This window comes from Streptodolium elevatio, from assembly GCF_040649515.1.
Classification (GTDB): Bacteria; Actinomycetota; Actinomycetes; order Streptomycetales; family Streptomycetaceae; genus Yinghuangia; species Yinghuangia elevatio.
Genome location: NZ_JBEZFP010000027.1, coordinates 46,942 through 70,375, shown reverse-complemented (window position 1 = coordinate 70,375; position 23,434 = coordinate 46,942). Strand labels below are relative to the sequence as shown.

The window sequence follows — 23,434 nt, the reverse complement described above, 5'->3', positions numbered from 1 at the left end:
GTCGGCGATGCCGCGCCTCGTCAGCTCTTGGCCAGCTCTTCGATGTTGCCGAGGTAGCCGATCTTTCCGGCCTTGACCTCGTACAGGTAGATGCCCTTGCCCGCGAACTCGCCCTTCTCGTCGAAGCTGAAGGTCTTCGTCAGGCCCTTGTACGACGCCTTCTTCAGGTTGGTCAGCATCAGCTCACGGGTGATCTTGGTACCCGCCTCGTCGAGCTTCTTGATCTCCTGGATGACCATGTTCGTCAGGTCGAAGGACTCGGCCGAGTACGTGCTCGGCGCCTCCTTGAACTGCGCGGTGTACGCGGTGGTGAAGTCCTTGGTGGCCGGCTCGACCTTGGCGTCGGTGCACGGGCACGTCAGGTACCAGTTGTCGGCCGCGTCGCCGGCCAGCTCGATGAACTTCGGGTCGTTGGTGCCGTCACCGGAGATCATCGGGATCTTGACACCCTGCTCCTTCAGCTTCTTCGCGAAGGGCGCGGCATCCTGGTAGTAGCCGGCGTAGATCATGCCGTCCGCACCGGAGTTCTTCACCGTGGTCGCGGCCGAGGTGTAGTCCGGGGTGCCCTTCGGCACCGACTCGCTGACGACCTGGACGCCGGCCTTGGTCAGCTCGGCCTTCGCCACGTCCGACAGGCCCACGCCGTACTCGGACTTGTCGTCGACTATGAGGACCTTCTTCAGCTTCAGCTTCTGCGCGTAGTACGTCGCCATGCCGCTGCCCTGCGCGAAGTCGTTGGGCACGCCGCGGAGCAGCGAAGTGAAACCGTTGCTCGGGTCGGTCAGCGTCGGGTTGGTCGCCGACGGCGAGACCGTCGCCAGCTTGGCCTGCGCGTACAGCGCGCCGGAGGCCTTGGTCGGACCCGAGAACGCGGGGCCGATGACGGCGATGACCTTGCTGTCGTCGATCAGCTTCTGCGCCGCGGAGGCAGCCTTCGTCTCGGAGGCCTCGTCGTCCGACTTGGTGAGCTTGATCTTGAACGGCACGTTCGGCTGGTTGTTCCACTGCACGACCGCGAGTTCGGCGCCGTTGGCCTCGTTGATGCCCAGCTGCGCGTTCTCGCCGGAGAGTCCGGCCTGGAACCCGATGGTGTAGGTCTTGCCGCCGTCACCCGAGTCGTCGTCACTGCCGCAGGCGCTCAGCACCAGTGCCGATGCCGCCACTGGCAGCGCGATTTTGATCATGCTTCGCTTCAGCACAGCCCAACCCCTTGAGTGTTCTGACGGGAACCGAATAACCCGAAACGATCGGGCGACCGCGGCGTTTGTGCGCGGTGCGCCGAAATGTAGCTCTCGGAAAGCCGGGCGCGGGAGTCCACGGGATGAGATGTGATGCGGCCGTAATCAAACGTCACCGCAGGGAAACCGGAACCTCAGAGGAAGCTCAGATGCTCGCCAAACCGGTGCCGCTTCTGCTAAAGAAGAACAAAGTCGCCCCAATCAGGACAGATCGGGGCGACTTTTAGGGTCTACGCGCGAAAAACGGGGCCTACTCCCCCACTTCGCCTCCGGACACCACGACCTCCGCGACGGCCCGCATCGAGAGCCGCCGGTCCATCGAGGTTTTCTGGATCCAGCGGAAGGCCTCAGGTTCGGACAGCCCGTACCGCTCCTGGAGCACCGACTTCGCCCGATCGACGAGTTTGCGGGTCTCCAGACGCTGCGTCAGGTCCTCGACCTCGCGTTCCAGGGCGGAGAGTTCGGTAAACCTCGAAACCGCCATCTCGATTGCCGGAACAAGGTCGCCCTTGGTGAACGGCTTCACCAGGTACGCCATGGCACCCGCGTCGCGGGCCCGTTCCACCAGCTCGCGCTGCGAGAACGCGGTCAGCATCAGCACCGGCGCCATGCGCGCCGCGGCGATCTGCTCGGCCGCGGAGATGCCGTCCAGGATCGGCATCTTGACGTCCAGGATCACCAGGTCCGGCCGGTGCTCCTCGACCAGCCGCACCGCCGCGGCCCCGTCCCCGGCCTCGCCGACGACGCGGTAGCCCTCCTCCTCCAACATCTCCTTGAGATCCAGGCGGATGAGAGCCTCGTCCTCGGCGATGACCACACGGATGACGGAGTCGCCGGTCTTCGGTTCCTGCTGGCTGGCGGCTGACGTCACGGCACTCCTCGGTTGGGGCGATACCTGCAGGCAGAAGGGTACCGAGACGCGGTACGCTGGGCACCGCGGAGGGTACTTCCGCTCACAACAAAAAGGATGAACCGGACATATCCTAAAATAAGCCCCGATATCCCAATTGGCAGAGGACGATGGCTCAAACCCGTCGTGTTGTCGGTTCGAGTCCGACTCGGGGTACCTGACAAAGAGGGTCACTCGGCCATTCGGGTGACCCTCTCGCATTTCCCGGACACGCGTTCGATGGCAATTCAGGCTTGAACGCATGTACGACACCGCCACGCGAGAACTCGCGTTCAAGCTCCTCGCCCAGGGCCGCACCATGGCCTCCGTCAGCCGCGAACTCGGCGTCGCCCATGCGACGATCCGCTACTGGCGCGCCCACCCCCAGCCCAAGAAGCCCAGCAGCTGCATCCGTTGCTGCGGCGTGCCCCGGCCGCCGGCCCCGCCCGGCAGCTACGCGTACCTGCTCGGCCTCTACCTCGGCGACGGCTGCATCAGCAGCTACCGCAGAGGAGTTCACGGCCTCCGCATCGCCTGTTCGGACGGCTGGCCGGGGCTCATGGACGAATGCGCGGCCGCCATGCTCGCCGTGCGGCCGGACAGCAGGGTGTTCCGCGTTCCCGGCCAGGGGTGCCACATGGTCACGTCCCTGTGGAAGCACTGGCCTTGCCTGTTCCCGCAGCACGGGCCCGGCCCTAAGCACAAGCGCGTCATCGAACTCGCCGACTGGCAAAAGGAGATCGTGTCCGCGCATCCCTGGCCGCTGGTCCGGGGACTGATCCACTCCGACGGCACGCGCTTCACCAACTGGACCACCCGAATCGTCGGCGGACAGTCCAAGCGCTACGAGTACCCGCGCTACATGTTCACCAACATGTCCGCGGACATCATGCGTCTGATGACCGACACGCTCGACTCACTCGGTGTCGCGTGGAAGCGGGCCAACCACAAGAACATCTCGATAGCCCGGCGGGAATCCGTTGCGCTCATGGACCTCCACGTCGGCCCGAAATACTGAGACGGCCGGTGGCCGGGACTTTTCGGTCCCGGCCACCGGCCGTACTGCGCTGGGGAGTTCGCCGCCTACTTGGCGAGCATTTCTCCTATGTGGTGCACGCGGATCATGTTGGTCGACCCGGGGACACCCGGCGGCGAGCCGGCCGTGATGATGACCACGTCGCCCGGCTTGCAACGGCCGATGTTCAGCAGCGACGCGTCCACCTGCTGCACCATCTCGTCGGTGTGCTCGCACAGTTCGCCGAGGAACGTCTCCACGCCCCAGGTCAGCGACAGCTGACTGCGCACGCCGGGCTCCGGCGTGAAGGCCAGCGTCGGGATCATCGGCCGGTAGCGCGACAGGCGCCGGGCCGTGTCACCGCTCTGGGTGAACGCGACGAGGTACTTCGCGCCCAGGCGTTCGCCGATCTCCGCGGCCGCCGCGGCGATGACGCCGCCCTGCGTGCGCGGGTCCGGCAGGCTGCGCAGTTCCTCCTGGAGCGCGGAGGACTCCTCAGCGGCGCAGATGATGCGGGCCATCGTCTTGACGGTCTCGATCGGGTACTTGCCGACCGAGGTCTCGCCCGAGAGCATCACCGCGTCGGTGCCGTCCAGGACCGCGTTGGCGACGTCCGAGGCCTCGGCGCGCGTCGGGCGCGAGGCGCTGATCATGGAGTTCAGCATCTGCGTCGCGACGATGACCGGCTTGGCGTTCGCCCGGGCGAGCGTGATGCAGCGCTTCTGGACCAGCGGCACCTGTTCGAGCGGCATCTCGACGCCGAGATCGCCGCGGGCCACCATGACCGCGTCGAACGCCTCGACGATCCCCTCCAGGTTGGCGACCGCCTGGGGCTTCTCGATCTTGGCGATGACCGGGACGCGGTAGCCGGCCTCGTCCATGATGCGGTGGACGTCCTCGATGTCCTTCGCGCTGCGCACGAAGGAGAGGGCGATCAGGTCGCAGCGCATGCGCAGCGCCCAGCGCAGGTCCTCGATGTCCTTCTCGGACAGCGCGGGCACACTCACCGCGACGCCGGGGAGGTTGAGGCCCTTGTGGTCGGAGACCATGCCGCCCTCGATGACCATCGTGTGGACCCGGGGGCCCTCCACGTCGGTCACCTCGAGCGTCACGCGGCCGTCGTCGACGAGGATGCGCTCGCCCTTGCCGACGTCGCCGGGGAGGCCCTTGTAGGTCGTGGAGACCTCGTGGCGGTCGCCCGGGACCTCGTCGGTGGTGATGGTGAACTCGTCCCCGCGTTCGAGCAGGACGGGGCCCTCGGCGAAGTTGCCGAGGCGGATCTTCGGGCCCTGCAGGTCCATCAGGATGCCGACGCTGCGGCCGGACTCGTCGGACGCCTTGCGCACGCGGTGGTAGCGCTCCTCATGCTCGGCGTAGGTGCCGTGGCTGAGGTTGAAGCGGGCTACGTCCATGCCTGCGTCCACGAGCGTGCGGATCTGCTCGTAGCTGTTGGTGGCTGGGCCCAGGGTGCAGACAATCTTCGCTCGACGCATGAATCAACCCTAGTTCCTACCGTGAAGTAGTGAGTGAGCGGTGTCCGATTTGCCGGTTAACAACGCTCAACATTTTGTTGTTTCGGAACCCGGCCGCCGCATCGGACGGCGGCCGCCACGAAGAAGCCCCCGTGTCGTCTACAACAACGACACGGGGGCCCTGGATGGTTCTGCCGGACGGCGATCTGCCGCGGGAAGCTGTGCGGACGGAAACCGTACGGAGCCCGCCGGCGGACGAGCCGTCGGGCGCGGGGCCGTCAGACCAGGAGCTGGCGGTCGGTCGGCTTGATGGGCCGCGGCAGGTTGGTGCCGCCGGTGAGCCACTGGTCGACCTCGGCCGCGCAGGAGCGGCCTTCGGCGATGGCCCAGACGATGAGGGACTGGCCGCGCCCGGCGTCGCCGGCCACGAAGACGCCGTCGACGTTGGTCGCGTACGCGCCGTCCCGCGCGATGTTGCCGCGCTCGTCCATCGCCAGGCCCATCTGCTCGATCAGGCCGTTGGCCCGGTCGGTGCCGGTGAAGCCCATCGCCAGGAACACGTAGTCCGCGGGGATCTCGCGCTCGGAGCCCTCGACCGGCTGGAACCGGCCGTCGACCATGGTCACCTCGACCAGCCGCAGTGCCTTGACCCGGCCGTCCTCGCCGCCCACGAACTCCTGGGTGTTGACGGCGTAGACGCGCTCGCCGCCCTCCTCGTGGGCGCTCGCGACGCGGTAGGTCATCGGGTACGTCGGCCACGGCTGCGAGGCCGGGCGCTCCTCCGGCGGGCGCGGCATGATCTCCAGCTGGGTGACCGAGGCCGCCCCCTGGCGATGCGCGGTGCCGAGGCAGTCCGCACCGGTGTCGCCGCCACCGATGATGACGACGTGCTTGCCGGCCACGTCGATGGGCGAGGCGACGAGGTCGCCCTCCTGCACCTTGTTGGCGTACGGGAGGTACTCCATCGCCTGGTGGATGCCGCCCAGCTCGCGCCCGGGGGCGGGCAGTTCGCGCCAGGCGGTGGCCCCGGCGGCGATCACGACCGCGTCGTACCGGCGACGCAGCTTGCCGGCGTCGACGTCGGTACCGATCTGCATGCCGGTGTAGAACTTGGTGCCCTCCGCGCGCATCTGCTCGATGCGGCGGTTGATGTGGCGCTTCTCCATCTTGAACTCGGGGATGCCGTAGCGCAGCAGGCCGCCGATGCGGTCGGCGCGCTCGTAGACCGCGACGGTGTGGCCGGCCCGGGTGAGCTGCTGGGCGGCGGCCAGGCCGGCGGGGCCGGAGCCGATGACGGCGACGGTCTTGCCGGAGAGGCGCTCGGGCGGCTGGGCGGCGACGTTGCCGTCGTCCCAGGCCCGGTCGATGATCGACACCTCGACGTTCTTGATGGTGACGGCCGGCTGGTTGATGCCGAGCACGCACGCGGCTTCGCAGGGTGCCGGGCACAGGCGCCCGGTGAACTCGGGGAAGTTGTTGGTGGCGTGCAGGCGCTCGGCGGCGCCCTCCCAGTCCTCGCGCCAGACCAGGTCGTTCCACTCGGGGATGAGGTTCCCGAGCGGGCAGCCGTTGTGGCAGAAGGGGATGCCGCAGTCCATGCAGCGTCCGGCCTGCTTGGTGATGATGGGGAGCAGGGTGCGCTCCTCGTACACCTCCTTCCAGTCCCGGATGCGCACGTCGACGGGACGGCGCGTGCCGTGCTGCTGGGGGGTGGTGAGGAATCCCTTCGGGTCAGCCATGTGCCGCCTCCATCATCTTCTGGACGGTCTCGGACTCCGTGAGTCCGGCCTGCTCGGCGGCGTCCTTGGCGGCGAGCACTGCCTTGTAGTCCCTCGGCATGATCTTGCCGAAGCGCCGGGACGCGGTGTCCCAGTCGGCGAGGAGGGATTCCGCGACCGCGGAGCCCGTCTCCTCGAAATGGCGCCGCACAACGCCGTGCAGCTCCAGGAGGTCGGCCTCGGAGGGGGTCTCGATGCCGGCCAGCTCGGTGTTGACGTTGGCCGGGTCGAGGTCGAGGAGGTACGCGACGCCGCCGGACATGCCGGCCGCGAAGTTGCGGCCGGTGGGGCCGAGCACGACGGCGCGGCCGCCGGTCATGTACTCGCAGCCGTGGTCGCCCACGCCTTCCGCGACGACGGTGGCGCCGGAGTTGCGGACGCAGAAGCGCTCGCCGACCCGGCCGCGCAGCAGGATCTCGCCGCCGGTCGCGCCGTACGCGATGGTGTTGCCGGCGATGACGTTGTCCTCGGCGGCGAACGGCGCGGTGCGGGCGGGCCGCACGATGATGCGGCCGCCGGACAGGCCCTTGCCGACGTAGTCGTTGCCGTCGCCTTCGAGGCGCAGCGTGATGCCGCGCGGGACGAAGGCGCCGAACGACTGGCCCGCGGAACCGGTCAGGGTGATGTCGATGGTGTCGTCGGGGAGGCCGTCGCCGCGGTACCGCTTGGTGACCTCGTGGCCGAGCATCGTGCCGACCGTGCGGTTGATGTTCTGCACGGGGAGCTGGATGCGGACCGGCTCGGCCTTCTCCAGGGCGTCGGCGGCCAGTGCGATGAGCTGGTTGTCGAGTGCCTTGGTGAGGCCGTGGTCCTGTGCGGTGGTGCAGGTGAGTGCGGCGCCCTCGGGCAGGGCGGGCACGTGGAAGAGCGGCGCCAGGTCGAGGCCGGCGGCCTTCCAGTGGTCGACGGCGGCGGTGGTGTCGAGGAGTTCGGCGTGGCCGATCGCCTCGTCCAGGCTGCGGAGGCCCAGGGCCGCGAGGTGTTCGCGGACTTCCTCGGCGATGAACTCGAAGAAGTTGACGACGTATTCGGCCTTGCCGGAGAACCGCGAGCGCAGTTCGGGGTTCTGGGTGGCGACGCCGACCGGGCAGGTGTCGAGGTGGCAGACGCGCATCATGATGCAGCCGGACACGACGAGCGGTGCGGTGGCGAAGCCGTACTCCTCGGCGCCCAGGAGGGCGGCGATGACGACGTCGCGGCCGGTCTTGAGCTGGCCGTCGGTCTGGACGACGATGCGGTCGCGCAGGCCGTTGAGGAGCAGCGTCTGCTGGGTCTCGGCGAGGCCGAGCTCCCAGGGGCCGCCGGCGTGCTTGAGGGAGGTCAGCGGCGAGGCGCCGGTGCCGCCGTCGTGGCCGGAGATGAGGACGACGTCCGCGTGGGCCTTGCTGACGCCGGCCGCGACCGTTCCGACGCCGACCTCGGCGACGAGCTTCACGTGGATGCGCGCCTGCGGGTTGGCGTTCTTCAGGTCGTGGATGAGCTGGGCGAGGTCCTCGATGGAGTAGATGTCGTGGTGCGGCGGGGGCGAGATGAGGCCGACGCCGGGGGTGGAGTGCCGGGTCTTGGCGACCCACGGGTAGACCTTGTGGCCGGGCAGCTGGCCGCCCTCGCCGGGCTTGGCGCCCTGGGCCATCTTGATCTGGATGTCGTCGGCGTTGACGAGGTACTCGGAGGTGACGCCGAAGCGGCCGGAGGCGACCTGCTTGATCGCCGAGCGGCGCTCGGGGTCGTACAGGCGCTCGGCGTCCTCGCCGCCTTCGCCGGTGTTGGACTTGCCGCCGAGGCGGTTCATCGCGATGGCGAGGGTCTGGTGCGCCTCCATGGAGATGGAGCCGTACGACATGGCGCCGGTGGAGAACCGCTTGACGATCTCGGAGACGGGCTCGACCTCGTCGACGGAGATCGGGGCGCGCCCGCCGTCCTTGAAGCGGAACAGGCCGCGCAGCGTCATGAGGCGCTCGGACTGCTCGTCGACGCGGGACGTGTACTTCTTGAAAATGTCGTACCGGCGCTCGCGGGTGGAGTGCTGGAGGCGGAAGACGGTCTCCGGGTCGAACAGGTGGGGCTCGCCCTCGCGGCGCCACTGGTACTCGCCGCCGATCTCCAGGCGGCGGTGCGAGGGGGCGATGCCGCTGGGCGGGTACGCCTTGGCGTGCCGCTCGGCGACCTCGCGGGCGAGCACCTCGACGTCGACGCCGCCGAGCTTGCTGGTGGTGCCGGTGAAGTACTCGGCGACGACGCCGTCGGCGAGGCCGATGGCCTCGAAGACCTGGGCGCCGCGGTACGACGACACGGTGGAGATGCCCATCTTGGACATGACCTTCAGGACGCCCTTGCCGAGCGCCTTGATGAGGTTGCGGATCGCCTGCTCGGCCTCGATGTCCTTGAGGAACACGCCTTCGCGGACGAGGTCCTCGACGGTCTCCATGGCGAGGTAGGGGTTGACCGCGGCGGCGCCGTAGCCGATGAGCAGCGCCACGTGGTGCACCTCGCGCACGTCGCCGGCCTCGACGATGAGGCCGACCTGGGTGCGGGTCTTGGTGCGGATCAGGTGGTGGTGCACGGCGCTGGTGAGCAGCAGCGAGGGGATGGGCGCGTTCTCGGCGTCCGAGTGGCGGTCGGACAGCACGATGATGCGGGCGCCGTCCGCTATGGCGGTGGTCGCCTCGGTGCGGATCTCCTCCAGGCGGCGGCGCAGGGCCTCGCCGCCTCCGTCGACCTGGTAGAGGCCGGAGATGGTGGCGGCCTTGAGGCCGGGCATGTCGCCGTCGGCGTTGATGTGGATGAGCTTGGCGAGCTCGTCGTTGTCGATGACCGGGAAGGGCAGCACGACGTTGCGGCACGCGGCCGGGGTGGGGTCGAGCAGGTTTGCCTCGGGGCCGACGAAGCTGCCGAGGGAGGTGACCAGTTCCTCGCGGATGGCGTCCAGCGGCGGGTTGGTGACCTGGGCGAACAACTGCACAAAGTAGTCGAACAGCAGGCGCGGCTTCTCGGAGAGCGCGGCGATGGGGCTGTCGGTGCCCATGGAGCCGAGCGGTTCGCCGCCGGTGCGGGCCATCGGGGCGAGGATGACGCGGAGTTCTTCCTCGGTGTACCCGAAGGTCTGCTGGCGGCGCGAGACGGAGGCGTGCGTGTGTACGACGTGCTCGCGCTCGGGCAGGTCCTCGAGGTTGATGAGGCCCGCGTGCAGCCAGTCGGCGTACGGGTGTTCGGCGGCCAGCGCGGACTTGATCTCGTCGTCCTCGACGATGCGGTGCGTCGCGGTGTCGACGAGGAACATGCGGCCGGGCTGGAGGCGGCCCTTGCGGACCACCTTGGCGGGGTCGATGTCGAGGACGCCGACCTCGGAGGAGAGCACGACGAGGCCGTCGTCGGTGACCCAGTACCGGGACGGGCGCAGGCCGTTGCGGTCCAGCACGGCGCCGATCTGGGTGCCGTCGGTGAAGGTGACGCACGCGGGGCCGTCCCAGGGCTCCATGACGGTGCCGTGGAAGCGGTAGAAGGCGCGGCGGGCCTCGTCCATGGAGGTGTGGTTCTCCCACGCCTCCGGGATCATCATGAGGACCGCGTGGGGCAGCGTGCGGCCGCCGAGGTGCAGCAGTTCGAGGACCTCGTCGAAGGACGCCGAGTCGGATGCGCCCGGGGTGCAGATCGGGTACAGCCGCGACAGGTCGCCGGGGATGAGGTCGGTCTCGAGCATGGACTCGCGGGCGGCCATCCAGTTGCGGTTGCCCATGACCGTGTTGATCTCGCCGTTGTGGGCGATGAAGCGGTACGGGTGGGCGAGGGGCCACGCCGGGAAGGTGTTGGTGGAGAACCGCGAGTGGATCAGGCCGACGGCGGAGGTGAAGCGCCGGTCGGAGAGGTCCGGGAAGAACGGCTCCAGCTGACCGGTCGTCAGCATGCCCTTGTAGATGAGGGTGCGCGCGGACAGCGAGGCGAAGTAGACCTCGACTTCGCGTTCGGCCCGCTTGCGCAGGCAGAAGGCGAGGCGGTCCAGGGCGATGCCGTCGCGTTCGCCGGTGGCGTCGGCGACGAAGATCTGCGCGAAGCGCGGCATGGTGGCGCGGGCGGTGGCGCCGACCAGCTCGGGGGTGGTCGGCACGTCGCGCCAGCCCAGGACCTTGAGGCCTTCCTCGGCGGCGATGCGCTCGATGGAGGACTTGGCCCGGCCCGCGTGCACGTCGTCGTCGGGGAGGAACGCCATGCCCGCGGCGTAGGCGCCGGCGGCGGGGAGGTCGAAGCCGACCACGGAGCGGAAGAACTCGTCCGGGACCTGGGTGAGGATGCCCGCGCCGTCGCCGGTGTCCGGCTCGGCGCCGGTGGCGCCGCGGTGCTCCATGTTGCGCAGCACGGTCAGGGCCTGCTGGACGATGTCGTGGCTCGGCTCACCGGTGAGCGTGGCGACGAAACCGACACCGCAGGCGTCGTGCTCGTTGCGGGGGTCGTACAGGCCCTGGGCAGCGGGAACCGCGGAAAAAAGGGGGCCCTGAGTGGATGCAGCAGGAGGCATCGGCGCTCCCGTCGTCGTCGTGGCGTGTGGTGCGCAACAGGGACGACGTTGGCCCTCTGCGATTTCGTGCAGGTTACACGATCAGTTGTGGCATCCGGAACACAAGACACCTTTGTCTCGTCATCCGGACACTGTCGGAAAAACCGGGGGCTGTGTCCGGCCCGTCGCCACTGCCGCCTCCGCGCGCTGGGCTCATTCCCGGCCACCCTGTCACCGAAACGGTCGAACAGACGTACGCAAGGTGATCGTTTTGTGCATGCCTTGTGCGCACGCACTTTGATGTCGTGTGCGTTTCGGACCCTTCACGCGCTGTCAGCTGATTGTCAGCCGATGCCGTGGCCGATTGCCATCCCCAGGAGGTAGGTCAGGCCGCCGGCCGCGCCGCCGAGCAGCAGTTGGCGGGATCCGCCGAACCACCACGGGCGTCCTGTGACGCGGGAGACGACCGCGCCGGCGGCGAAGAGGCCGACCATCGTCAGGACGAGCGCGGGCCACAGCTCGACGGCGCCCAGCAGGTAGGGCAGGAGCGGCAGCACCGCGCCGATCGCGAAGGCCAAGAACGACGATCCGGCGGCCAGCCAGGGCGACGGCAGGTCGTGCGGGTCGACGCCGAGCTCCTCGCGGGCGTGTATCTCGAGGGCCTGGTCCGGGTCGCGGGAGAGCTGGGTGGCCACCTCGTACGCGAGTTCCTCGTCGAGCCCGCGGGCGATGTACAGCTCGGCCAGCTCGCGCAGTTCGGCCTCCGGCGCGCGGACCAGCTCGCGCCGTTCGACCTCGACCTCGGCCTGGGCCAGTTCGGCCTGCGAGGCGACCGAGGTGTACTCCCCCGCCGCCATCGAGAAGGCGCCGCCGGCCAGGCCCGCGAGGCCGGTGATGGCGATGGTCCTGGCGGACGCGTTGCTGCCCGCCACGCCGGCGATCAGCGCGAAGTTTGAGACCAGGCCGTCCATCGCGCCGAATACCGCGGGGCGCAGCCAGCCGCCCGCGATGTCGCGGTGGCTGTGGTCGATCTCCGGTTCGTCGGCGGCCTTGGCGGCGCCGGGTGCCTGTGCGGCCGTGGTCTTGGCCGCCGTGGCCTTGGCTTCCTCGGGCGCGGAGCCGGTCCGTGCGGCGTGCGCCTTCGGGGTAGGAGCGGCCGCCTCGACCTCGCCTATCTCGCCGATGCTGCTCACGTCAGGCCCTCCTCAGGGGTTCCGTCCCCTCGAAGCTACCGCGTGGCACACGGGCCCCACCAGCAAGGCAAGGCTGACCAAACCCGCAGGTCAGAGGGTCGACCGGGTGGCTCAGGAACGCTTCGAGCCGTCCTTGGAACGCTTCCCGGCGGCGGCTTCTTCCCCGTTCGCGGAGGTGTCTTCCTCGGGTGTGCCGGACGTCTCGCCGTCGGCGGGGTCGGAGGAGTCGTCCCGGGGGGAGTCGTCCTCGTCGGCGGCTTTGAAGGAGTCGGCCGTGGGCGATTCGGCCTTGGACGAGTCGCTCTTGGAGATGTCGGCCTTGGAGGAGTCGGCGTTGGCAGAGTCCGCCTTGGCAGAGTCCGCCTTGGTGAAGTCGACCTTCGAGGAGTCCTCGTCGGGCTCGGCGGCCTCGGAGTCGCTGTCGTCGTCGAAGGGCCGGGTGCCCTTGAGGGTCGCGGGGTCCTCGCGGCCGGGGTGCTTGCGGGCCGAGATGACCATGTACGCGACGGCGCCCGCGAAGACCAGGATCGACGTCCAGTTGTTGAGCCGCATGCCGAGGACGTGCTCCGCCTCGTCGATGCGCATGTACTCGATCCAGAACCGGCCGACCGTGTAGCCGGCGACGTACAGGGCGAACGCGCGGCCGTGGCCCAGCGTGAAGCGGCGGTCCGCCCAGAGCACCAGAAGCGCGACGCCAATGCACCACAAGAACTCGTACAGGAACGTCGGGTGGTACGTGCCCGCGACGCCGTCCGGGCTGTGGTCGGCGTCGATCTTCAGCGCCCACGGGACGTCGGTGGCCTTGCCGTACAGCTCCTGGTTGAACCAGTTGCCCCAGCGGCCGACCGCCTGCGCGAGCACGATGCCGGGGGCGAGCGCGTCGGCCAGGGCCGGCAGCGGGATGCCCCGGCGGCGGCAGCCGATCCACGCGCCGACGCCGCCGAGGAAGATGGCGCCCCAGATGCCCAGGCCGCCCTTCCAGATGGCGAACGCCTGCATCGGGTCGCCGTCCGAACCGAAGTACGGCCCGGGTGTGGTGATCACGTGGTAGATGCGGCCGCCGATGAGGCCGAACGGCACCATCCACACCGCGATGTCCATCACGGTGCCGGGCCGGCCGCCGCGGGCGATCCAGCGGCGTTCACCGAGCCAGATGGCCAGGATCACGCCGAGGATGATGCAGAGCGCGTACCCGCGCAGCGGCAGCGGGCCGAGGTCGACGACGCCCTTGGACGGGCTGGGAATGTATGCGAGATCCATGGCAGGGATGACGCTACCCTGCCGCCCGCGCCACGGCTGCACCTGTGCCCTTGTGAACACGGATGCGCGGGGCCGCGGCGCGGGCGGCCGGGGTCGCGGCTACTTCGGCATCGTGGCGATGATCTGCTCGATCTGCGCCTTGAACGCCTCCGGGCTCATGATCGCGTTGCCCTCGGTGTACTTCAGCTTCTGGTTGTTCATGGCCAGCGTGGGCGTACCGGTGACCTGTTCGGTCCCGACCTTGGCGTTGTTGAAGTCCTCCTGGGACTGCTTCACCCAGGGCGCGTACGCGAGGTCGTTGACGCACTGGTCGAACGCCGGGCTGCGCAGGCCGTCCACCTTGCTCGCGAGGTCGAGCAGGTAGGAGTTCTTGCCGAACTTGTCGCTGCTCTCGTCGGGCTGGTTCGCGTACAGGACGTCGTGGTACGCCTTGAACTTGCCGGCGTCCTGCGCGCACGCGGCCGCGTTGGCCGCGTACTTGGACCCGTTGCCGCCGAGGTTGCGGTCCAGGAACGACGCGATGTGGAACTCCAGGCGGATGGTCCCGGCGTCGGCGAGCTGCTGGATGGTCGCGCCGAGCTTGGTCTCGACCTGCTCGCAGATCGGGCAGCGGAAGTCCTCGTAGATGGTGAGGACCGGGGCGTTGGGGTTGCTGCCGTACGGCACGACGGTGCCGGTGACGCCCGCGGGCTGCTTGAGCGGCTGGTCCGCGACCGAGGCCCAGTTGGACTCGTTCTTGTCCGACTTGTTGTTGCCGACGATGATCCCGATGCCCGCCGCGACGGCGAGGACCGCGACGACCGACCCGCCGATGATGAGGGCACGCTTGCGCTTGTCCGCCTGTTGCTGGCGGGCCCGCTCCGCCTGCATACGCTCGCGGGCGGTGCGCTTGCCGTCGTCGTTCTTCTTGCTCATGTCCTCAGGTCACCGTCTATCTGTCGGTCGGATCTCGGTCTTAGGCATGAAATGTCGGGCGGTCGATGGGCCGGCGGGTCCCTTGTCCAGTTGGTCGGACGCGGGTGCCGGGGAGTTCCCGCGGATTCGGCGGGACCCCGGGTGCCGGGTCAGTCCTCGTCGGTGTCGGTGTCGTCGTCGGCCGGGTCGTCTATGGCCAGCCACGAGTCCGCCGAGAGGCGCGTGCGCGGGAACAGCAGGAGCCACACGGCCGGGACCATGAAGGCCAGGTCGCGCAGGATCTCCTGGAGGTACTTGGTCTGGTCGGGCGCGATCGGTCCGCCGCCGCCGAAGCAGCCGCAGTCGATGGCCAGGCCGCGGGCCCACGCCTGGGCGATGCCGGCGATGAACACCAGCAGCAGGACCGCTGAGATGCCCGCGACGATGCGGGTGCCGAGGCCGATGACCAGGAGGGCGGCGAGGCCCAGTTCCAGGTAGGGCAGGGCGTACCCGATCGGCTCGACGAGGCTCTCGGGGAGCACGTCGAAGGCCCGGACCGCCTGGGCGGCCTGTGCGGGGTTGACGGCCTTCTCCCAGCCGGCCCACGCCCAAACGACGGCCAGGCCGAGGCGGGCGGCGACGCCGATCCACGGGAAGGCGCGCCTGAGGCTTGAGGGACCGCGGGTGGGGCGGTCCACGGCGACGGCCGCGTTCATGGGTCTGACCTCCATCACGGATGGGTGGGGTGCCCTTGTTTAACCGTTTTGGAGGGCCCGAGGTTCCTCGTTCGGAGTAACTCGTTGAGGTCAAACGGCGACGGGCGGCTATCACTCGAAAGCAACAGTCGCCCGCCATGATGCCATCTAGATGGCTATGTCCAAATTTCCGCAGTCCGGATTCCGGGACCGCCGACGTCGGTCAGCGCCCGGCCCGCACACCCTCCGCGAGCTCCGCGGCGAGCGCGCGGACCGCCTCGACCCCGGCTTCGGGGGTCGGGGCGTCCAGGAGCGCGCGGACGAAGGCGGAGCCGACGATCACACCGTCCGCGTACGCCGCGATCTCGGCGGCCTGGGCCGCGTTCGAGACGCCGAGGCCGACGCAGATCGGCAGTTCGGTGACCTCGCGGGTGCGCGCGACCAGTTCGGCGGCGCGGTTGCCGACGCTGGTTCGGGTGCCGGTGATGCCCATCGTGGACGCCGCGTAGACGAAGCCGCCGCACACGTCGGTGGTGAGCTTGAGGCGCGCGTCGGTGGACGACGGGGCGACCAGGAAGATCCGGTCGAGCCCGTGCTTGTCGGTGGCGGCGATCCAGTCGGCGGCCTCGTCGGGGATGAGGTCGGGGGTGATGACCCCGGCTCCCCCGGCGGCGGCCAGTTCCTCGGCGAAGCGGTCGACGCCGTACCGCTCGACGGGGTTCCAGTACGTCATGACCAGGGCCGCGGCCCCGGTCTCGGCGACGGCGCGCGCGTTGTCGATGACGTGGTGGGTGTTGACGCCGTTCGCGAGCGCGTGCTCGACGGCGCGCTGGATGACCGGGCCGTCCATCTGCGGGTCGCTGTAGGGCAGGCCGATCTCGATGACGTCGCAGCCGCCGTCGACCATCGCGCGGGCGGCCTCGGCCGAGCCCTCGGCGCTCGGGTATCCGGCGGGCAGGTAGCCGACGAGTGCGGCGCGGTTCTCCGCCCGGGCCGCGGCCAGGACTTCGGTAAGGCGGGTCACTGCTGGTCCTCCTCGCGGACACCGGCGTCGAACAGGTCGAAGTAGCGCGCGGCGGTGTGCATGTCCTTGTCGCCGCGCCCGGACAGGCTGACCAGGATGGTCGCGTCCGGGCCGAGTTCCTTGCCGATCTCGATGGCGCCCGCGAGCGCGTGGGCCGACTCGATGGCCGGGATGATGCCCTCGGTGCGGCACAGCAGGCGGAAGGCTGCCATGGCCGCGTCGTCGTTGACCGGGCGGTACTCGGCGCGGCCGGTGTCGTGCAGCCACGCGTGTTCGGGGCCGACGGCGGGGTAGTCGAGGCCGGCGGAGATGGAGTGGCTCTCGACGGTCTGGCCGTACTCGTCCTGGAGCAGGTATGTGCGGGCACCGTGCAGCACGCCGATGGCGCCGCCGGTGATGGACGCCGCGTGGCGGCCGGTCTCGACGCCTTCGCCGCCCGCCTCGAAGCCGTACAGGCGTACGCCTTCGTCGGCGATGAAGGGGTGGAAGATGCCGATCGCGTTGGAGCCGCCGCCGACGCACGCGGCCACCGCGTCGGGGAGCTTGCCGGTGAGGTCGAGGACCTGCTGCCGGGCCTCGACGCCGACGATGCGCACGAAGTCGCGGACCATCGCGGGGAACGGGTGCGCGCCGGCGGCGGTGCCGAGCAGGTAGTGCGTCGTGTCGACGTTGGTGACCCAGTCGCGGAGCGCCTCGTTGATGGCGTCCTTGAGGGTGCGGGACCCGATCGTCACGGGGATGACCTCGGCGCCGAGCACGCGCATGCGGGCCACGTTGAGGGCTTGGCGCTGGGTGTCGGCCTCGCCCATGTAGACGACGCATTCCAGGCCGAGGAGCGCGCACGCGGTGGCGGTCGCGACGCCGTGCTGGCCGGCGCCGGTCTCGGCGATGACGCGCGTCTTGCCCATGCGCTTGGTGAGCAGGGCCTGCCCCAGCACGTTGTTGATCTTGTGGGAGCCGGTGTGGTTGAGGTCCTCGCGCTTGAGGATGATGCGGGCGCCGCCGGCGTGCTCGGCGAAGCGCGGGGCCTCGGTGATGATGCTCGGGCGCCCGGCGTAGTCCTTGAGGAGGCCGGTGAACTCGGCCTGGAACTCCGGGTCGGTCTTGGCCTTCTCGTACGCGGCGGTGAGCTGGTCGAGTGCGGCGATCAGCGCCTCGGGCAGGAAGCGGCCGCCGAACACGCCGAAGTGGCCGGACGGGTCCGGCTGTGCGGTCTCGTGGGACGTCTCGGTAGACATGGTGGTGATCCTCTTGGGGAGGGATGGCTCGGACGCCGCCCGACACTCGGCGCACCCGGGTGGTGTGCGGCGCGCGGTCGGGGGGCGGGGCGGTCACCGGTACGGGTGACGGCCGCGGTGGACGGCACTGCTGACGGGGTCAGCGGTGACGCCATCGCCTCCCCTGGACCTGGCCGGGCTCGCAGCCGATCACGAACCGGACCCGCCGGCCGAGCACGCGGCGCGCGGGCGCGCGGCACCCGCGCGGCTTCGCGCCGCGGGCGAGGCGCCCGGCGAGGTCACGGCAGTTCATGGTGGCAGCGTCCTTCGGTTCAGCCGCGTCCGTGGCGCAGCGCGGGGTGCGCGCCGGCGGCGACGAGGTCGGCGACGCTGCTGCGCGGGTCGCGGCCGGTGACCAGGGACTCGCCGACCAGAACCGCGTCGGCGCCGGAGTTGGCGTACGCGATCAGGTCGTGCGGGCCGCGGACGCCGGACTCGGCGATGCGCACGACGGTGTCCGGGATCATCGGGGCGATCCGCGCGAAATTGGCGCGGTCGACCTCGAGGGTCTTGAGGTTGCGCGCGTTGACGCCGATGATCTGGGCGCCGGCCTCGAGTGCGCGCTCGGTCTCCTCCTCGTCGTGCACCTCGACCAGCGGCGTCAGGCCGATGGACTTGGCCCGCTCGATGAGGGAGACCAGGGCGTTCTGGTCGAGCGCGGCGACGATCAGGAGCGCCAGGTCGGCGCCGTGCGCGCGGGCTTCCCAGAGCTGGTAGCTGGTGACGATGAAGTCCTTGCGCAGCACCGGGATGTCGACGCGGGCGCGGACCGCGTCGAGGTCGTCGAGCGAGCCGCCGAAGCGGCGCTGCTCGGTCAGGACGCTGATGACGGCCGCGCCGCCCGACTCGTAGTCGGCGGCCAGGCCGGCCGGGTCGGCGATGGCGGCGAGTGCGCCCTTGGACGGGCTGGACCGCTTGACCTCCGCGATGACCGCGACGCCGCCGGCGCGCAGGGCGCCGAGCGCGTCCTTGGCGGGAGGTGCCGCCGCCGCCAGGTCCTTGATTTCATCAAGGGATACGCGGGCCTGTCGCTCGGCGAGGTCGGCGCTCACACCGTCGATGATCTCGTCGAGCACGCTCACGCTTTGCTTCCCCTCGTCACAGGTGACGGACTGGAGTGGTCCGACCGGGTCGCCCCGGGCCGGGCGGCGGACAACGCGTGGCGGTGTCCGATCGTTCCCGGCCCTTCGATGGTATCGGCCTGCCGAAGGGCTCGGCTTCCCGCGTACCTTCGAAGAGGTGGGGGCAGCATACGGCGTCGCACGGAACCCACGTCCCGCAGGTCCACAAGGCGGGCAATCCGGAGCAGATGTGCGGCGCGGGAGCGTGCCCCGGGGGCGTACCGGAGCCGCGGGCAGGGTGGGGCTCAGGGGGCGAGTGCCGCGCCGAAGGGCAGATTGCGCACGACGGTGAAGACCACGATGGCCGCGACGAGCAGGCGTACGAGCCGGGGGTCCGCCGCCGACATGCGCACCCGGCCGCGCGCCGAACGGACCGTCCAGCGCAGCCAGATGAGGACCAGCAGCGGCACCGTCGCGACGGCGAAGGCGTTGTACGCGAGCGCCTCCGGCACGTCGAGCCGGACCAGCGCGTTGGCGCACCGCAGTCCGCCGCAGCCGGGGCAGTAGGCCCCGGTGAACTTCAGGAACGGGCAGACCGGGTAGTGGCCGGGCTCGTTCGGGTCGACGGCCGCGACGTACGCGCCGACCGCGGCCACCGCGGCGGCCACCGCTACCGGGCCGGCCATGCGCCGCACGAGGCCGCGCGGCGGCGGGGGCGGGGCGGGATACGCGCCCCATCCGGGGGCGGTGTCGGGCGGCGGGGCGGCGGTCACGCCCTCATCCTGCACCGGCGTGGCGCCGGGCGGGCAGAGGACGGCTCACAGGTCGCCCAGCGTGTCCTTCCACCCGAGGACGAAGACCCCGACCATCCAGGTCGTCCAGAAGACCATGCCGAGCAGGACCGCACCGATCGTCCAGTTGCGGGCCCGCAGCGACGCCTCGCGCGCACCGGCCTGGTCACCGCGCATCCAGCGCTCGTTGACCGACGTCGCGGCCAGCAGCGCGGGGATCCCGGCCAGGAAGCAGCAGAAGACGGTGGCTATGACGGCCCAGGCCAGGTAGTTGTCCGGCGGCGGGGTGGGGACCGGGCCCTGCGGCGGCATGCCGAATCCGGGCGGCTGCGTCGGGCCCGGGTAGCCGTACGGCGTGGTGGGCGGCAGCGGGGCGGATCCGCCGAACGGCGGCGGCGCCCCCCAGCCGGGGGGCTGCCCGCCGGGAGGCGGCGGGGGCGGATAGCCCTGACTCATGTGCGTGCGATCCCCTTCGCGCCCGCCCGGCCGCCGAGCGGCGAAGGCCCCCGGCGCGGATGTCCCGCCGACTCGGCTCCCATATGCGGAGTGCCGACCGGCAGGCCCACAGTATCGACCACATCCAGCCCGCGCGGGGCTCCGGCCACCGCGAAAACGCGCCCGGCCTCCCCTGCGACACCGGGAAGGCGGGGCGCGAGGCCCGGAGCCGGGTCAGCGACGCGCGGTCGCGGTACCCATGCCGGCCATGCGCATGGCCTGGCCCGCGATGCAGCCGACGGCGACGACGGCGATGCCGACCCAGAACAGGACGGCGCTGGTGGCGATCAGCGCGACACCCGAGATGGTCGACCCGATCAGCGCGAGGATCGTAAGGGTCCAGGCGGCGGGGGTGTTCCCGTGGTCAACGCCCTGCGACATCGTTGCTCCTTGATCTGTGGTGACGGGCGGCGGGCCCGTGGCGTCCATTGTCCCCATGGCACCGGCCCCTCTTTGACGCGGGGTCGGGCACGACGTGCAACGAGCCCACCCACCCCCGATGCGGCCCCGCACAGGCGGGCCGACGGAGGGACGAGCCGCAACGCGGAGACCTGCGGCAAAGCGACGACCGACCCGCGCGGTGGTCGGCAGGGGACGAGGCTCCCGAAACGGACTCAGGTCCCAACACAGAGTGCCCGCCGAGCCCCGGCCGCGACGCGAAAGCCCCGGGTGGAGCGGCGACGACCCGCGCAGGGTCGGCAAGCGACGGCAGGGCGACGGTACGCCGAGGCGGGATCGGCCGGGCGCGGGGGTGTCCTACCAGTCCCGTCGGCCAGGTGGGGTGCGGGTTGGGCCGGGTTATTGGCGGCGCGGTCTGTGACGCGGCGAGTGGACGTACACGGTTCGCGTGATCGCGATGCCTGGCGTTGGGGGGTTGCCGTCGGCTGCCGGGCGGGCAGGCGGTGCCGGGGTGTTTGCGCGTCCTGGCTTGGCGGGGGTTGGTGGTGTCAGTGGGTGGGGTCTTCGCCTCGGTCTAGGGCGTTCCACATTTCGGCGGAGGTAGTCGGGCGCTTGGGGGTGCGTGGGCCGGGGGTCTCGTAGCGGCTGCCCATGCCGGGCCAGGTGCGGCCTCGGGCGATGACGGCGAGGCCGGCGAGGAGGATCAGCACGCCGCCGACGAGGGTCACCCAGGGCCACGCGGTGTGGGTGACGTCGACGGCACGCACGCCTTCGATCGCGGCCTTGGACGCCGCCTTGGAGTCGAGGGCGGAGCGGTCGCTCGCGCCGGAGGCGGCCGCCGCGGCGATGCCGGCGCCGGCGAGGGCCAGGAGCGCGCCGACGACGACGCGCCAGGCGCCGCGGGTGGCCAGGACGGCGACGGCGGCGGCGAGGGCCAGGAGGGCGAGGGCGGTGGGGAGCTTGGTGACGGCGGAGCCGGTCGCTTCGATCGGGAAGCGGGTGCCGTGCGCGACGGCGGCGCCTTCGGCCCACACGCGGCCGGAGAGCGACAGGACGAGTGCGGCGCCGGCGGCGACGAGCAGGAGTGCGGTGCCCAGTTCGCGGCGGGCCGCCTTGCGCGCGGGGTCGGCCGCGGTCTCGGCGACCTCGGGGGCGGGTGCCGTCGGGCCGTCGGCCGGCTCGGTGGTCGGCTGGGCTGCGGCCGACTGGGCTGCGGCCGGTTGGGCGGGGGGCATGGCGCGCTCCTCGGGAGCAGGGTCGGTCATCGGGCGGGGGTCAGGGTCGCGGCTGTGGCGACGGCCCGCAGGACGGCTGCCGCCTTGTTGCGGCACTCGGTGTCCTCGCCGACCGGGTCGGAGTCGGCGACGACGCCCGCGCCCGCCTGGACGTACGCGACGCCGTCCCGGATGAGCGCGGTGCGGATCGCGATCGCGGTGTCGAGGTCGCCGGCGAAGTCGACGTAGCCGACGCAGCCGCCGTACAGGCCGCGGCGGGTGGGCTCGAGCTCCTCGATGATCTCCATGGCGCGCGGCTTGGGCGCGCCGGAGAGGGTGCCCGCGGGGAAGCACGCGGTCAGGACGTCGAGGGCGGTGCGGCCTTCGTCGAGTTCGCCGACGACCGTCGAGACGATGTGCATCACGTGGCTGTAGCGCTCGACGGACATGAAGTCGACGACTTCGACGCTGCCGGGCGCGCACACGCGGCCGAGGTCGTTGCGGCCGAGGTCGACGAGCATCAGGTGCTCGGCGCGTTCCTTGGGGTCGGCGAGGAGTTCGGCGGCGAGTTCGGCGTCCTCCTCGGGGCCCGCGCCGCGGGGGCGGGTGCCGGCGATCGGGTGCAGCATCGCGCGTCCGGAGGTGACCTTGACCAGCGCCTCGGGGCTGGAGCCGACGATGTCGAAGCCGCCTTCGGCGCCGCCGTCGGGGCCGGGCAGGCGGAACAGGTACATGTACGGGCTGGGGTTGCTGGTCCGCAGCACCCGGTAGATGTCGAGCGCGCTCGCCGCGGTCGGCATCTCGAAGCGCTGCGACAGCACGATCTGGAAGGCCTCGCCGGCGCGGATCTCCTCCTTGGCGGCGTCCACCGCCTTGCGGTATTCGGCGCCGCCCCAGGGGCTGGTCCATCTCGGGTCCACGCCGCCCTGGACGTACGACGCGGTCCCCTGCGCGGGCCGGGCGAGGTCGGCGGTCATGGCGTCGAGCCGGGCGACCGCGTCGCGGTAGGCCTCGTCGACGCCCGACTCCAGGCCGTTCCAGTTGATCGCGTTGGCGATGAGCAGGACCGTGCCGTCCGCGTGGTCGAGCACCGCGAGGTCGGTGGCCAGCATCATCATCAGCTCGGGTACGCGCAGGTCGTCGCGCGTCAGCGAGGGCAGCCGCTCCAGCCGCCGGACGATGTCGTAGCCGAGGTAGCCGACCATGCCGCCGTGCAGCGGCGGCAGGTCCGGCAGGCCGGGGATGTCGTGCGGCGTGTGCAGCGCCTCGACGGTCGCGCGCAGCACGTCCAGCGGGTCGCCTTCGCGCGGGATGCCGACCGGCGGGTCGCCGAGCCAGCGGGCGGCGCCGGCGGATTCGGTGAGCGTGGCCGCGCTGCGTACGCCGACGAACGAATACCGCGACCAGGTGCGCCCGTTCTCCGCGGATTCGAGGAGGAATGTCCCGGGTCGTTCCGCGGCGAGCTTGCGGTAAAGACCCACCGGGGTGTCACCGTCCGCGAGGAAGCGCCGCGTTACGGGGATGACCCGGAGCTCCCGCGCGAGGTCGCGGAAGGCGTCGAGGTCGGGGGTGACGGTGCCGGTGGTCATGGTGCGGGCTCTCCCGGGACGCAGGTGGCGCTCGTACGTGCGGCGGCTGGTGCGGTGAACTGGGCCCCGGCAAGGGGCAAAAGCGTGCGCTACGCGGGAGCCGAGACCGGCAGCGCGCCGGCGTCGAAGCAGGTGCGGTCGCCGGTGTGGCAGGCCGCGCCCGCCTGGTCGACCTTGACCAGGACGACGTCGCCGTCGCAGTCCAGCGCCGCGGAGACGACCCGCTGGGTGTGGCCCGACGTGTCGCCCTTGACCCAGTACTCCTTGCGGCTGCGGCTCCAGTAGGTGCAGCGGCCGGTGGTGAGCGTGCGGTGCAGTGCCTCGTCGTCCATCCAGCCGACCATGAGCACTTCGCCGGTGTCGTACTGCTGCGCGACCGCGGCGACGAGGCCGTTGTCGTCGCGCTTGAGCCGGGCCGCGACCGCGGGGTCGAGGTCCGAGGGACGCACCGGGGGCACGGCCGAGGCGGATCCGGACGGTTCGGACGGCGGGTCGGAGGGTGTGGAGGCACCGGTCATCCCGGCATTCTCGCAGACCTGCCGGGCCGATCCCGAGGCGCTACCCGAGCGCTACCCGGGAGGCGTCCCGGCTGCCGCGCGGTGCCCGGCGGTCTCGGATCGGTGTGCGTTGCGGTACCGGCTCGTCACGGGGCTATCAC

Annotated in this window: 20 protein-coding genes and 1 tRNA gene; 2 read left to right on the top strand and 19 right to left on the bottom strand. The window is 70.8% G+C overall.

From position 1 onward, the window contains the following. Nucleotides 1-20: 20 nt before the first annotated feature. Both AB0C36_RS13450 and AB0C36_RS13445 read right to left on the bottom strand, forming a co-directional pair. The gene (locus AB0C36_RS13450) at nt 21-1,199 is read right to left on the bottom strand and encodes a branched-chain amino acid ABC transporter substrate-binding protein (protein ID WP_358353208.1); all 1,179 of its coding nucleotides are present in this window, start codon (nt 1,197-1,199) and stop codon (nt 21-23) included. Between the two features lie 289 nt (nt 1,200-1,488). Continuing rightward, nucleotides 1,489-2,109, bottom strand: a complete 621-nt coding sequence (locus tag AB0C36_RS13445; protein ID WP_358353206.1) for an ANTAR domain-containing response regulator — start codon at nt 2,107-2,109, stop codon at nt 1,489-1,491. Nucleotides 2,110-2,230: 121 nt separating this feature from the next. On the opposite strand from AB0C36_RS13445, the gene AB0C36_RS13440 reads away from it, so the two are divergent. Further along, nucleotides 2,231-2,304: transfer RNA gene (locus tag AB0C36_RS13440), tRNA-Leu, on the top strand. Between the two features lie 85 nt (nt 2,305-2,389). Next, a complete protein-coding gene (locus AB0C36_RS13435) occupies nt 2,390-3,145 on the top strand; it encodes a transcriptional regulator (protein ID WP_358353204.1) in 756 nt (251 codons plus the stop codon). Between the two features lie 65 nt (nt 3,146-3,210). On the opposite strand, the gene pyk is transcribed toward AB0C36_RS13435, so the two are convergent. From pyk to hisI, 17 genes are all read right to left on the bottom strand, one after another. Further along, entirely contained in the window at nt 3,211-4,635 is a 1,425-nt protein-coding gene (gene pyk, locus AB0C36_RS13430) for a pyruvate kinase (protein WP_358353202.1), read from the bottom strand. Between the two features lie 257 nt (nt 4,636-4,892). Next, nucleotides 4,893-6,353: a glutamate synthase subunit beta gene (locus AB0C36_RS13425; RefSeq protein WP_358353200.1), complete on the bottom strand. Its 1,461-nt coding sequence runs from the start codon at nt 6,351-6,353 to the stop codon at nt 4,893-4,895. Continuing rightward, nucleotides 6,346-10,905: a glutamate synthase large subunit gene (gene gltB / locus AB0C36_RS13420; RefSeq protein ID WP_358353198.1), complete on the bottom strand. Its 4,560-nt coding sequence runs from the start codon at nt 10,903-10,905 to the stop codon at nt 6,346-6,348. The genes AB0C36_RS13425 and gltB overlap by 8 nt, the downstream gene beginning before the upstream one ends. A gap of 323 nt (nt 10,906-11,228) precedes the next feature. Further along, on the bottom strand, nt 11,229-11,915 hold the full coding sequence (locus tag AB0C36_RS13415) for a VIT1/CCC1 transporter family protein (protein ID WP_358353229.1): 687 nt from the start codon (nt 11,913-11,915) through the stop codon (nt 11,229-11,231). Nucleotides 11,916-12,188: 273 nt separating this feature from the next. Next, nucleotides 12,189-13,337, bottom strand: coding sequence for a prolipoprotein diacylglyceryl transferase (gene lgt, locus AB0C36_RS13410; protein WP_358353196.1), 1,149 nt, complete (start codon nt 13,335-13,337; stop codon nt 12,189-12,191). A 99-nt stretch (nt 13,338-13,436) separates the two neighbouring features. After that, nucleotides 13,437-14,252, bottom strand: coding sequence for a DsbA family protein (locus tag AB0C36_RS13405; RefSeq protein WP_358353194.1), 816 nt, complete (start codon nt 14,250-14,252; stop codon nt 13,437-13,439). A gap of 149 nt (nt 14,253-14,401) precedes the next feature. After that, nucleotides 14,402-14,947 (bottom strand): MauE/DoxX family redox-associated membrane protein, encoded by a 546-nt coding sequence (locus AB0C36_RS13400; RefSeq protein ID WP_358353192.1) that lies wholly within the window; start codon nt 14,945-14,947, stop codon nt 14,402-14,404. Between the two features lie 202 nt (nt 14,948-15,149). Beyond that, nucleotides 15,150-15,950 (bottom strand): tryptophan synthase subunit alpha, encoded by an 801-nt coding sequence (trpA, locus tag AB0C36_RS13395; protein ID WP_358353190.1) that lies wholly within the window; start codon nt 15,948-15,950, stop codon nt 15,150-15,152. Then, entirely contained in the window at nt 15,947-17,188 is a 1,242-nt protein-coding gene (trpB, locus tag AB0C36_RS13390; RefSeq protein ID WP_358353188.1) for a tryptophan synthase subunit beta, read from the bottom strand. The genes trpA and trpB overlap by 4 nt, the downstream gene beginning before the upstream one ends. Before the next feature lie 139 nt (nt 17,189-17,327). After that, a complete protein-coding gene (gene trpM, locus AB0C36_RS43215; protein WP_435839036.1) occupies nt 17,328-17,480 on the bottom strand; it encodes a tryptophan biosynthesis modulator TrpM in 153 nt (50 codons plus the stop codon). Nucleotides 17,481-17,499: 19 nt separating this feature from the next. Then, entirely contained in the window at nt 17,500-18,309 is an 810-nt protein-coding gene (gene trpC, locus AB0C36_RS13385; RefSeq protein ID WP_358353186.1) for an indole-3-glycerol phosphate synthase TrpC, read from the bottom strand. Between the two features lie 284 nt (nt 18,310-18,593). Next, nucleotides 18,594-19,061 (bottom strand): DUF2752 domain-containing protein, encoded by a 468-nt coding sequence (locus AB0C36_RS13380; RefSeq protein ID WP_358353184.1) that lies wholly within the window; start codon nt 19,059-19,061, stop codon nt 18,594-18,596. 45 nt (nt 19,062-19,106) lie between these two features. Beyond that, entirely contained in the window at nt 19,107-19,535 is a 429-nt protein-coding gene (locus AB0C36_RS13375) for a CD225/dispanin family protein (protein ID WP_358353182.1), read from the bottom strand. 213 nt (nt 19,536-19,748) lie between these two features. Continuing rightward, nucleotides 19,749-19,955, bottom strand: coding sequence for an HGxxPAAW family protein (locus tag AB0C36_RS13370; protein ID WP_358353180.1), 207 nt, complete (start codon nt 19,953-19,955; stop codon nt 19,749-19,751). A gap of 566 nt (nt 19,956-20,521) precedes the next feature. Further along, entirely contained in the window at nt 20,522-21,208 is a 687-nt protein-coding gene (locus tag AB0C36_RS13365) for a TIGR02234 family membrane protein (RefSeq protein WP_358353179.1), read from the bottom strand. A gap of 26 nt (nt 21,209-21,234) precedes the next feature. Further along, nucleotides 21,235-22,776: an anthranilate synthase component I gene (locus tag AB0C36_RS13360; protein ID WP_358353178.1), complete on the bottom strand. Its 1,542-nt coding sequence runs from the start codon at nt 22,774-22,776 to the stop codon at nt 21,235-21,237. Between the two features lie 89 nt (nt 22,777-22,865). Further along, the gene (gene hisI / locus AB0C36_RS13355; protein WP_358353176.1) at nt 22,866-23,294 is read right to left on the bottom strand and encodes a phosphoribosyl-AMP cyclohydrolase; all 429 of its coding nucleotides are present in this window, start codon (nt 23,292-23,294) and stop codon (nt 22,866-22,868) included. Between the last annotated feature and the right edge of the window lie 140 nt (nt 23,295-23,434).